10 protein-coding genes are annotated in these 11643 nt (G+C 55.2%); 7 read left to right on the forward strand and 3 right to left on the reverse strand.

Features of this window, described 5'->3' with window-relative positions:
* Window positions 1-108: 108 nt before the first annotated feature.
* The 3 genes from NQF89_RS00650 to rph form a co-directional block, all read right to left on the reverse strand.
* Window positions 109-1794: an alginate export family protein gene (locus tag NQF89_RS00650; RefSeq protein WP_266137265.1), complete on the reverse strand. Its 1686-nt coding sequence runs from the start codon at window positions 1792-1794 to the stop codon at window positions 109-111.
* Window positions 1795-1897: 103 nt separating this feature from the next.
* A complete protein-coding gene (gene rdgB / locus NQF89_RS00655; protein WP_266137373.1) occupies window positions 1898-2500 on the reverse strand; it encodes an RdgB/HAM1 family non-canonical purine NTP pyrophosphatase in 603 nt (200 codons plus the stop codon).
* Between the two features lie 26 nt (window positions 2501-2526).
* On the reverse strand, window positions 2527-3246 hold the full coding sequence (gene rph, locus NQF89_RS00660) for a ribonuclease PH (RefSeq protein WP_099026457.1): 720 nt from the start codon (window positions 3244-3246) through the stop codon (window positions 2527-2529).
* Between the two features lie 134 nt (window positions 3247-3380).
* On the opposite strand from rph, the gene NQF89_RS00665 reads away from it, so the two are divergent.
* The 7 genes from NQF89_RS00665 (at window position 3381) to NQF89_RS00695 (ending at window position 11590) form a co-directional block, all read left to right on the forward strand.
* Window positions 3381-5945 (forward strand): penicillin-binding protein 1A, encoded by a 2565-nt coding sequence (locus tag NQF89_RS00665; protein ID WP_266137266.1) that lies wholly within the window; start codon window positions 3381-3383, stop codon window positions 5943-5945.
* 38 nt (window positions 5946-5983) lie between these two features.
* Window positions 5984-7115, forward strand: a protein-coding gene (gene prfB / locus NQF89_RS00670) for a peptide chain release factor 2 (protein ID WP_155578950.1) whose coding sequence is annotated in 2 segments (ribosomal slippage) — window positions 5984-6052 and window positions 6054-7115 — 1131 coding nt in all. Because the reading frame shifts where the segments join, the coding sequence is not laid out codon by codon here.
* Between the two features lie 377 nt (window positions 7116-7492).
* Window positions 7493-8185, forward strand: coding sequence for an energy transducer TonB (locus NQF89_RS00675; RefSeq protein WP_155572646.1), 693 nt, complete (start codon window positions 7493-7495; stop codon window positions 8183-8185).
* Window positions 8186-8277: 92 nt separating this feature from the next.
* The gene (locus NQF89_RS00680) at window positions 8278-9336 is read left to right on the forward strand and encodes a MotA/TolQ/ExbB proton channel family protein (protein WP_266137267.1); all 1059 of its coding nucleotides are present in this window, start codon (window positions 8278-8280) and stop codon (window positions 9334-9336) included.
* 5 nt (window positions 9337-9341) lie between these two features.
* Window positions 9342-9767, forward strand: a complete 426-nt coding sequence (locus NQF89_RS00685; RefSeq protein ID WP_099026461.1) for an ExbD/TolR family protein — start codon at window positions 9342-9344, stop codon at window positions 9765-9767.
* Between the two features lie 90 nt (window positions 9768-9857).
* Complete coding sequence (locus tag NQF89_RS00690) at window positions 9858-10298, forward strand: ExbD/TolR family protein (RefSeq protein ID WP_266137268.1); 441 nt, start codon at window positions 9858-9860, stop codon at window positions 10296-10298.
* A gap of 2 nt (window positions 10299-10300) precedes the next feature.
* Window positions 10301-11590 carry a hypothetical protein gene (locus tag NQF89_RS00695; protein WP_266137269.1) on the forward strand — a complete coding sequence of 430 codons (1290 nt, stop codon included), beginning with the start codon at window positions 10301-10303 and terminating at the stop codon, window positions 11588-11590.
* Window positions 11591-11643 lie beyond the last annotated feature (53 nt).

The following is an 11643-nucleotide window of genomic DNA, read 5'->3' on the forward strand; positions in this document are numbered from 1 at the left end:
AAAAGATCATTTTTTGATGATATAAAGATAGCTTTGTAAAGAAATTCAGCCAAAATATTTGCTTTTATTAAACTATTTATATTCGTTGTTTATTCTCTCGCAGCATCCTTAAAAGCGGAAGGTCAACGTAGAGAGCATATAGGTCCCATTTTGTCCCCCCGCTTGCCGCATCCGATGGGTAAGAAAAATAGCCCCACCATCAAGCTGCCAATTCACATGCTGTTGAAGCTGAAATTGCACCTGCCCTTGCGGTTGTAACCCCACGGCACGCCCCGCCGCCCTTAGACGAGACCCCGCTAAAAAGGAAAAAGGCGATGAGGAGTTATACAGCCCATCATGCACGCTCTCTCGCCATAAATACGGCACACGAATACGGATATTCATAAAAGGGCGAGGCGCAATGCTCATAAGCGGGCCTGCACTAATAAGGTTAGCCCGCGCTATCGTCCGTGTGAGGTCGAATGTCGCATTACGCGGGGAGAAAGGGGCCGAGAATGTTCCCTCCGTACCATGCGCGCGACGATTATCCCCCCCGCTATAAGCCTCCGCCTGCACACCGAGGAAGGGATGTAAGGAGGAGGAAGAATGACGCCAGCCCGCCACCCCACGCACAGCCCATGCACTCACCGGGCGGCTGCCGATAGCAGATTTACTCGGATGGAACCGCCCTGCCTGATAAACGCCACTAACATCATACTCAAAGGCGGGGGCCGAGCCATACCAGCGGAACCCGCCATTTTGGCGCGTCTGCGTGCCTGCCTCGCTTCCTTTAAGCTGGGCAATAGCGGCAAGCTTCCCCCCATAGTGAAAGCCCATCCAAAATAGATCCAAAAAAGAATGAACCTGCTGCCCCGCGATAGAAAAACGCGGCAGAGCGACCGTAACATCGCCCCCATAAAGGCGCGTTCCATCATCAAATCCGCCGCCCATGATGGTATCTCGCGTCACTTGTGTTGCCACAAAATTATACACATCAACCCGCACACGCTCCCACATGGCATAGCCCCGCGCGCCATTCCATGAGAGTTGCACATTAGGGGTCTCACGGGCGTAAATCAGCCATGAAGGGGCATCCAAAAATTGCTGCCGCCCGACCATTACGCCCGTTTTTGCACCTAGAAGCTTCTGCTCGTAACGAACAAAAAGCTGCTGCAAGCCAAGCCTACGCCGCCATGTCGCGTTATAGCCGTAATAATTCCACCCTGCGGCCTCGCCATTATTAAGCTGCCCGAATATCTGCCAATGCGTGCCGAGATGCAGCTCTGCCCCCAACAAATTACGCACTGTAAACCGGCCAGAATGACGCTTACCTACTGTGCCAAGCATCGGGCTGGATTCATACCAGTTCCGAATCCGTGATTCCCCGGAGAGGGTCAGCCAAATACTGCCTGATTCATTCAAACGAATCGCTTTTAGAGGGTCCAGAAAATCCGTGTAATTCTTCAGGTCTTTTTTGCTGCTCCAATCCTCAGCCCATGGGGCCACACCATAAACCCCCACCGGGCCAAAACCTGCGAACTCCCCATTCCCCCAATTAAAAGCCCCCCAATCGCCCTGATGCCGCTTTTTAGAACGATTCTGCTCCGGCGTGACACGACGTGGTTGGCCAATCACCCCCGCCCCCGGCATGACCTCCACCGCTGGCGGGGGCTTATCCTCTGCCTGTAACGGCCCTACCCCGCCAAAGCACGCCGATGCCACCATCACAATAGATGCCCATACAGGGCCATCCCATTTTGGCACATCACCGATGATATACGCACGAGCATGGCGTGATGACGAGACGGAGGGCATGGGACATCCATTTATACGATATGTAATAGTGCAATATATTACATATGTTTTTATCCCCTTTGTGAAGTCGTGAAATTATAATTCCACGATTATTTTTCCGATTCTACGCCACACAATCTTGCAAAAAGCGGGCCATGGCCTGTCCACGATGGCTGAAACGGTTTTTCTCCTCCTCGGTCATTTCGGCAAAACGGCGGCTCTCCCCTTCAGGGATAAAGATAGGGTCATAACCATGGCCATGCGTCCCACGCGGGGGCCATGCGACATGGCCATGACATGCCGCCTCTACCATACGATACGCCCCATCAGGCCACGCCACACATAAGACCACAACAAAAGAGGCCCCTTTATCAGCAGAGCCACTGGCCTGCATCGCCTCATATACGCGGTTCATCGCGAGGGTCATATCACGCTGCGGACCAGCCCAGCGGGCGGAATACACACCCGGCTTGCCGTTAAGGGCTGCAACGCAAAAACCGGAATCATCTGCCAAAGCAGGCAGGCCGGTTGCTTTTGCTGCGGCCGCGGCCTTAATCAGCGCATTCCCGGCAAAATCCGCTGCGGTTTCCTCTGGCTCTGGCAAATTTAATGCCGCTGCGGAGCGGACTGTAATGCCGCTCTCCGCCAATAAGAGGGAGAACTCTCGTAATTTACCTTGATTATGGCTAGCGAGGACAAGCTCACTCCCCCGCGCTAGGCGGCGCATTTTATCTTCATAATGCGGCATAAAGCTTAGCCTCCCTTTTTACGAGTGAGAGCTTCTTTCTGCACGGCAAAGAGGGTCTGTGTGCCTTTCTGTGCAAGGTCAAAAAGCTGTTGGAACTCCTCCGGGCGGAAGGGGCGATCCTCCGCTGTGCCTTGAATCTCCACAATCCCGCCATCGGCTGTGAGGACAAAATTGGTATCGGCCTGCGCGCTGCTATCTTCTTGATAATCAAGGTCCAACACAGCCCCGGCCTCTGTCAAACCACACGATACAGCTGCGACTTGTGCGGTCAGAGCTTTGCTTTTGCCCATCCCCTCCAACGCATGCGCCAGGGCAACCCATGCCCCGGTAATGGAGGCACAACGCGTCCCGCCATCGGCATTCAGCACGTCACAATCTAGCGTAATCATACATTCGCCAAGGGCTTTAAGGTCCACGCAAGCCCGAAGGGACCGCCCAATGAGCCGCTGAATCTCCTGCGTGCGGCCTGATTGCTTACCCCGTGCTGCCTCGCGGGAGCCACGCGTATGAGTCGCGCGCGGTAACATGCCATATTCCGCCGTTACCCACCCTTGGCCCTGCCCTCGCAGGAAAGGTGGCACCCGTGTCTCGACCGAGGCCGTGCAGAGCACTTCCGTCCCCCCTACGCGAATCAGCGCAGAGCCTTCCGCATGAGTGGCAAAGCCTGTCTCGATTGTAACAGAACGGAGGGCATCGGCAGCGCGACCGGAGGGACGTGTAACCATGAACTAAATCCTTAACTCTTTTTAAAACAAGCCCCACAATAAGGCTTATCCTATGGGCGTCCAGCACCGTACCATAAAACAGAACCTATGAGGCTGCCTCCCGTTTTTTTATTGACCATGTTATAGAGGGCAGCATGACGCGTTCTTCTATGCTGCCAGACAGCCCGCCACCGCCTTTTCAGAAGCCCCGTTTCCGCCGTTGGCGGTTCTTACTAGGGGCTGCGCTTAGCCTTTGCACGCTTGGCCTTGCCACCCTTGTGCTGGTGGGTTGGGGCTTATATGCCCATCTTAGTGCTAATCTCCCCAGCGTAGAGAGCTTGCAACATTACCAACCCCCCGTTGTAAGCCGGCTATACACCGCTGATGACCAACTCATGGCCGAACTCTCGCACGAGCGGCGTATTTATGTGCCCATCCGGGCCATCCCCCCACGTGTGCGTAACGCCTTCCTCGCTGCGGAGGACCAAAATTTCTATTCCCATGGCGGGGTGGACCCTTTAGCGATGCTGCGTGCTGGGGTGACGGATATTATCAGCATCCTCACCCATCAGGGTAAACGTCCCCTCGGGGCCTCCACCATTACCCAACAGGTCGCTAAGGTCATGCTGCTTAATAATAACAGCCTGACCATCGACCGCAAAATACGCGAAGCTCTGCTTGCGATGCGTATTGAGCGCACCCTCTCCAAAGACCGTATTTTAGAAATCTATCTTAACGGGATTTATCTGGGTAATGGGGCTTATGGTGTAGAAGCCGCCGCTCAGACTTATTTTAACAAAACGCTCGACCAACTTAGCAATGCCGAGGCTGCGATGCTGGCCAGCATGCCTAAATCCCCTAGCAATTATAATCCCTTCCTCCACCCTAAAGCGGCGATGTGGCGGCGCAACTGGGTGCTGGACCGGATGAGCGAGACACGCGCCATCACCCCAGAGGATGCCCAGCAAGCTAAGCAAGACCCGCTCATCCCCCAAGGCTATACGCGCTTCGGCCCCTTGCAGGATTCCGAATGGTTCGCCGCAGAAGTCCGCCGCCAGCTCACCACCCTCTATAGTGAGGAACAAACCACCGAGGGCGGGTTGGATGTCCATACCAGTTTGGATGCTCACCTCCAGCAAGTCAGCACTCATTTATTACGGGAAGGGCTCATCAATTATGCACGCACGCATGAGGGCTGGCACGGCCCTGTAGGGCACCTAACCAGCCTGACAACATGGCAAGATGACCTCCCCAGCCAGAAGCCTCCCGCAGGGATGCTCTCCTCATGGCGGTTAGCCGTTATACTCTCCCCAGCCCCAGTAGTGCATGTTGGGTGGGTGAGTGGCCATACAGCCCACACCGCCACACTCCGCAAAGCTGATGAGAGCTGGAGCCGGCGCACTCATCCACTTCTCCCCGGTCAAATCGTGATGATTGAACCGCAAAGCGATGGCTCCGCAGCACTAGAGCAAATCCCCCAAGTGGAAGGGGCTACCGTCACGCTGGATGCCCATACAGGCCGTGTGCTGGCCCTTGTGGGGGGCTGGTCCTTCCAGCAAAGCCAATTTAACCGTGCCACACAGGCCCAACGTCAACCGGGGTCCTCCTTTAAGCCGCTCGTCTATCTTGCTGCGATGGAGCGGGATATTTCCCCCTCTGAAACATTTGATGATTCCCCCATCAGCTTTGGGGATTGGAAGCCGCAAAATTACGAGCATGATAATTGGGGCCCCACCACGTTGCATGATGCCCTGCGGGAGAGCCGTAACCTCGTCACGATTCGCGTTGCCGCGCATCTAGGGATGAAGGCTGTTAGCGATATAGCGGTACGCTCTGGCATGGTGAACAATATGCCGCCTTACCTGCCCGCTGCCCTCGGTGCGGTGGAGACAACCGTCCTTAAAGAAGCTGGGGCCTATGCTGCTATCGCCAATGGTGGCCATAGCATCACCCCTAGCCTCATCGACTATATCCAAAACCCAGATGGGACAATTATTTGGCGAAATCAGGCTAATCACCGTACCGTCACAACGGAGAATGGCCTGCCTGTCATCCATGATGACCGGCCCGTCCTCGCCTCCCCGCAAAGTGCTTATCAAATCACCACCATGATGCGCGATGTCATTGCCCGTGGGACTGGTGTGCGCGCAGGTGTGGGGATTGACCGCCCCATCGCCGGGAAAACCGGGACAAGCCAAGATTATCATGACGCATGGTTTGCAGGCTTCTCGCCCGATGTCGTCACTGTGGTGTGGATTGGTTATGATAACCCCCACAGCCTCGGTAAGAACGAGACAGGCGGCCATCTCTCCGGCCCTATCTGGAATGGCATCATGAAAGCCGTTTTTGCCACCCGTCCCAAACTGGACTTCCCCACCCCAGAGGGCATGACCTTGGCAGAATATGACACAGGGCGCATCCGGGCGATTGATGCGTTTAAACAGGACCAGATTCCAGGAGCATCCGTCCCACTGCATGGCTTTGGCGATGGGACACAAACCCTTACTGCGGCCGATACGGGTGCGGATATGATTCCTGATTCTGAGACCGATATGCCCAGCAGCACCCCCAACAACACATCCGGTTCTGCTAACCCTGCCAATAGTGATGCCCCCCTTCCCCCCCCTACACCCATGGCGGCTACGCCAGCCCCCAGCACTCCCAACACGACACCAAACACCACAGGGGGAGGTGACATTGGCGTTGGGGGGCTATACTAAGGCAGCATCACTAACCATAGGAATAAGGAGAACGCCTCATGTCGGCTGAGACCGAAGCCCTCTCCGAGCAAATCAAGCAGTCTGTTGCACTGCTGAGGAGGCATCTTTGACTGGGATGCCGCCAAAACACGCCTTGCTGAGCTAAACCACCTCGCTGAGGACCCAGAGCTTTGGAATAATCCAGACGCTGCCCAAAAAATGATGCGCGAGCGCACCATGCTCGCTAATCAGATTGAAGGGGTCGAGGCCTTAGAGACTGAAGTGCAAGACACGCTCGACCTTGTCGAACTTGCCGAGATGGAGAATGACGAGGCTGTCATCCAAGATGGCCTGACCACTCTGCGTGCCTTAGCCGCCCAAGCCCAACAGCGTGAGACGGAGAGCCTTCTCTCTGGTGAGGCCGATGGGAATGACTGCTACCTTGAGGTCAATTCCGGCGCGGGAGGGACCGAGGCGCAAGACTGGGCCGAGATGCTGCTGCGCATGTACACACGTTGGGCCGAGCAACATGGCTATAAAGTCACGCTGATGGAAAGCAGCGCAGGCGAGCAAGCGGGGCTAAAATCGGCTACGATTCTCGTAAGCGGCCCCAATGCGTATGGCTGGCTGAAAACCGAAGCCGGGGTACATCGGCTTGTCCGCATCTCCCCCTTTGACGCTGCTGCACGCCGTCAGACCTCCTTCGCCTCCATCTATATCTCCCCCGTTGTGGATGATTCGATTGAGATTGAAATCCTCGATTCTGACCTCCGAGTCGATACATTCCGCGCTTCTGGTGCGGGGGGACAGCATGTGAATAAAACGGATTCGGCTATCCGTATTACGCACATCCCCACCGGCATTGTTGTGGCCTGCCAGACAGACCGCTCCCAGCACCGCAACCGTGCCACTGCGATGGAGATGCTGCGTGCCCGCCTTTACGAAACTGAGCTGCAAAAGCGGGAGGCTGAAGCCTCCGCCGCTGAAGCAGCTAAGACGGATATTGGTTGGGGACACCAAATTCGCTCCTACGTTCTCGCACCTTATCAGCTGGTCAAGGACTTGCGGACGAACATAGAGAAAGGCAACCCCGATGCCGTTCTTGATGGTGATTTAGATGAGTTCATGGCCGCGTCACTCGCCCAACGTGTAAGCGCAACACGCTCCGAAGCCAGTGCAACCGCACAATAACGGCGTACGCGCCTAAATGGGATGCCCTTCACTCAAGAAGGCATCCCACCACGACCAAAGGGGTGATCCTCCCCCATCAAGAGCAAAACTTGTCATTTTTATAGGCAGCTCTGGTGTAACTTATACACAGAGAGCAATCTCAAAAACGTGATTTTAGAGACCAAAAAACCCTCAAAAATAGCCATTTATTAACCATCTCATAAGTTATACACAATTTTCTCTTTAGTTATACACACTCTCTTATGCGAAAGAGTCGCATATAATATCTTGCATAGAGGCCCCCGCTTAGGCCATCTTGACACCAGAAACTAGACGGGACTGGTCCCGTGTAGGCATGGTGTATGAGCTGAGATAACAAAGGGGCAAAGAGTTTTGCTATGAAAAGCTACGCTGCCTTACAACGTAGGCCGATTGACTATATCGTTGCCGCTGTTGTGGCTTTTCTTGCCATTGGGCTGGTGGTCTATGCCCTCACGCTCAATAAGGCAGAGAAGACCGAGCCTGCACACCCGCCGATTCAAACGGTCATCATTGCAGAGGCACCACCTCCCCCACCACCGCCACCGCCGCCTCATCCGGTCATGGTGCAGCCACCACCACCTTATATCCCTCCCCCGCGCATTAAGCTGCCACCGCCGCCTAAGCCGCCTATCCATCATAGCGCGCAAAAAGTGCCTCAACCTAAAGTGGCTCCTACATCTGTTGCGCCTGCTGCCACATCAGCCTCGGCAGCGTCCAGCAGCAGTAGTGGCAGTGGTGATAGCACCTCCGATAGCGACCATGCTGCTGGGGCTGTGCCGATTAATAATGTGCGGCCAGAATATCCTGAAGAAGCCCAAGAGGAGAGCCGGGAGGGCTCTGTGACGGCTTCATGCGATATTCTCACCAATGGCAAGCCCGCTAATTGTAAGTTGCTCAGTGTAAAAGGAGGGCATGATTTTGCCGAAAGCGCACTCAACTTCCTAGAACGCTCCCCCGTACGCTACCAACCCGCTGTGGCTGGCGGACAACCCATTGTTGAACATAACCACGTCCTGCATGTGGACTTCACCCTCGGTGATGATGAATGAGTATCGCCTCATCCATCACCCGCTTATTTGCCCTGACCACAGGGTCCGTTAAGAAAACGCACCTTGCGTTGATAGACAAGGATATGAGATTCATGACCAGAATGCTCCGCCTTCCCCTGACACATACCGCCTCTAAAGCGCGTCCATTCTACGGTACGGCTTTGGCCTTAATCCTTGCAGCTATGCCGCTTTCCTCTGCGGCGTTGGCTCAAGAGGCAAGCCCTGCTGTACCGCCCGCGGGGGCGAGCGCACCAGCCCAGCCCCCCGCTGGGGCAACAGCTCCCGCACAAGCCCCCGTTACAACAACTGCTCCGGCTCAACCGCCAGCAGGGGCGACTAGTGACGCACAGCCTCCCGCTGGGACCGAGGGCAATGCCCCTGTCACAGCAACCCCCGTCAGCGACAAACCCGCTGATGATGCCTCAAAAGACAATCCCTATGGGCTGAAAGCCTTGTGGAAGAATGGGGACATCATCGCCCGTGGCGTCCTGCTGATTATGGCTCTGATGTCCTTAGGGACATGGATTATCATGGTCAGCAAGTTCATTGAGCAATCCCGTCTCTTTAGTGCCTCCAAAGCGGCAGACCGGACCTTCTGGACACAAAAGACCATTCAAGAAGGGGCGAAAACCCTCAAGCCCACCTCGCCCTTCCGCTATATTGCGGAGACAGGCATCATCGCCGCGCAGCATCATGAAGGCTCCATGCGGGATTCAATCGACCTGCAATCTTGGACAGCCATGTCCATCCAGCGCGCGTTAGAGACCATCAATACACGTTTGCAAGCGGGTCTCGCCTTCCTCGGTACGGTTGGCTCCACATCGCCCTTTATCGGGCTTTTTGGTACGGTTTGGGGTATTTACCATGCTCTGACAGCTATCGGCATTGCAGGGCAAGCCTCCATTGATAAAGTCGCTGGCCCTGTTGGTGAATCCCTCATCATGACGGCTATCGGCCTTGCTACCGCTGTCCCGGCTGTGTTGGGGTACAACCTTTTGGTGCGCCGTAATAAAGGAGCGATGGATCGCGTCCGTAATTTCGGCTCTGACCTTCACTCCGTTCTGCTCGGCGGCTATCGGCATGAAGATGGCCTGAGCGAAGCCGTGAAGGATGACAGCCCCACCACGACAACCACCAGCACGCGAGTCTAATCATCATGGCTATGAACATCGGTAACGGTGGAGATGATGACGGCGAGGTGGTGTCGGCTATCAACACCACGCCGCTTGTTGATGTCATGCTGGTGCTGCTTATCATCTTCCTCATCACCATCCCGGTAGCGACCCATACGGTTAAGGTTCAGCTACCGGTGGACCGCAACCAGCCAACCAAGACCAAACCGGGCAATATTGTGTTGGCTGTCACCGCTGATGGGCAAAGCTACTGGAACACCACCCCCCTCACCGGGCATAAGGACCTCCTCAACCGCCTTATGGAGGCAGCACGCCAGCAGCCTCAACCGCAAATCCAAATCCGTGGCGATGGGTCTGTCCAATATATGCCCATCGGTCGGATTGTAGCGGCGTGCCAAGAGGCTGGCATCCAACATGTGGACTTCATCACCGAGCAACCACACGACTAACCCCCTCTATTTACCTAATCTGTAACAGAGGCCCCATTTTCTGCCCCCTCTTTGGGGGCCAAACCGGACGAACATTTTGGGAGGTCCATCATGGCTATGGGTATTGGCTCTAGCAGCACTCATGAAGATGAAGCCATTGTCGATATCAACACCACCCCGTTGATTGACGTCATGTTGGTGTTGCTCATCATGCTCATCATCACCATCCCCCTCCAGACTCATTCCGTGGCGATTGACCTCCCCCAAGGCAACCCGCCTCCCTCGGCGATACAGCCACAAATTGTTACGATTAGCATTAATTACGACAATTCACTGAGCTGGAATGACATGCCCATCCCCTCTGAGGATGCTCTCCAAGCGCATATTAACGAGGCCGTACATCCCACAACGGGGGACCAGCCTGAAATCCATATCCGGCCCGACCGCCTTGCGAATTATAAAACCGTGGCTCATGTCCTTGCCGATGCCCAGCGCCTTGGTGTGACCAAACTCGGCATTGTAGGGTTAGAGCAAATGATGGAGGGCCAATAATCATGATGTTCCCATCTCTCAAACAGCCGCGCCCGTGGCTTTTAACAGCCCTAATTGGTCTTTCTGCCACCGGGGTTGCAGGGCTAACGCACACCCCTCTTACCCCCTTCGCCTTCAGCACCGCTTATGCAGAGGATGAGCTAGGGCAAGAGGTTGGCAAGCCACTCCAACAAGCGCAAGCTGCTCTGGATGCTCACCACCCTGCCCAGGCGTTAGAGTTCATCAAACGCGCGGATGCTGTCCCGACAAAAACCGCTTATGAGAGCTACGTCATCGCCCAAATGCGTGCCGCCGCAGCAAGCCAAGCGGGTGATGTCCCAACGGCCTTAAAAGCGTATGATGTGCTCATCACTAATGAGCGCACAGCCCCTGCAACACGCCATCAAATGCTCATGGCCCAAGCCAGCCTTGCTTATGGGGCGCATGACTACCCTAGCGCAGCCCGTGCCGCCAGCCGCTACCTGCGTGAGGCTGGCCCTAACCCTGCGATGCAAACTCTCTTGCTGCAATGTTATTACCTCCAACAAGATTGGAAGGGCCTAACAGGGGTTGGGAAAGCCATCCTCGCCGCAGACCAAAAAGCCAAGCTCATTCCCGCGGAAAATCAGCTCCAAATGCTGGCGACTGCTTATGATAAGCTGCATGACATCACCAATAAGACGGGCATTTATGTCAAGCTGGTGAAATATTATGCACGGCCACAATATTGGCAGATGCTGATTCATGACCTCACGACGGACAGCACCTTGACCCCACGTATGGTCTTTAACCTCCAACGCTTACGCCTCGCAACCGGGCTGCTTACAAACCCGGCGGAGTTCCAAGATATGGCCGAGCGTGCCGTCCAAATGGGGCTACCACAGCTTGCGCTTAATTTACTGGATGAAGGCTATAACCGTCATCTCCTCGGTACGGGGCCACAAGCAGCAGCCCAAGCGCATTTCCGCGCCTTCGTAGCCCAACGCGCGAACGAGACACGCGCGGCTCTTCCCTCTGCTGTTGAACACGCCAAAACCTCACCAGATGCAGGGCTATCTCTCACAGCAGGTTATAATCTTGTCCTCAATGGGCAGGTGGACCAAGGCATCGCCCTGATGCAGCAAGGCCTCGCAAAACACCCGCATCAACCAGACCTTGCCCGTCTGACCCTCGGTATGGCCCTGCTGGATGGCGGCAAACGTACCGAGGCTATTGCCCTCTTTAACAGCGTAGATAGTGACGGTGCGGCCGATAATCTTGCGCAGTTATGGGCCGTCCAGCTTACCTCTCATGCCGCCTCTGCTGGAAAATGACATCATCTTCATAAAACTCACCCTTAAAACTATGTGAATCTTTTGAGAAAAGA

The organism is Bombella pollinis, assembly GCF_026385485.1.
Taxonomy (GTDB): domain Bacteria; phylum Pseudomonadota; class Alphaproteobacteria; order Acetobacterales; family Acetobacteraceae; genus Bombella; species Bombella pollinis.

Coding starts and splice junctions, on each gene's coding strand:
- NQF89_RS00650 (WP_266137265.1), bottom strand. CDS start 1,794: ATGCCCTCCGTCTCGTCATCACGCCATGCTCGTGCGTATATCATCGGT.
- NQF89_RS00675 (WP_155572646.1), top strand. CDS start 7,493: ATGAAAAGCTACGCTGCCTTACAACGTAGGCCGATTGACTATATCGTT.
- NQF89_RS00695 (WP_266137269.1), top strand. CDS start 10,301: ATGATGTTCCCATCTCTCAAACAGCCGCGCCCGTGGCTTTTAACAGCC.
- rph (WP_099026457.1), bottom strand. CDS start 3,246: ATGGTTACACGTCCCTCCGGTCGCGCTGCCGATGCCCTCCGTTCTGTT.
- NQF89_RS00685 (WP_099026461.1), top strand. CDS start 9,342: ATGGCTATGAACATCGGTAACGGTGGAGATGATGACGGCGAGGTGGTG.
- NQF89_RS00680 (WP_266137267.1), top strand. CDS start 8,278: ATGACCAGAATGCTCCGCCTTCCCCTGACACATACCGCCTCTAAAGCG.
- NQF89_RS00665 (WP_266137266.1), top strand. CDS start 3,381: ATGACGCGTTCTTCTATGCTGCCAGACAGCCCGCCACCGCCTTTTCAG.
- NQF89_RS00690 (WP_266137268.1), top strand. CDS start 9,858: ATGGCTATGGGTATTGGCTCTAGCAGCACTCATGAAGATGAAGCCATT.
- rdgB (WP_266137373.1), bottom strand. CDS start 2,500: ATGCGCCGCCTAGCGCGGGGGAGTGAGCTTGTCCTCGCTAGCCATAAT.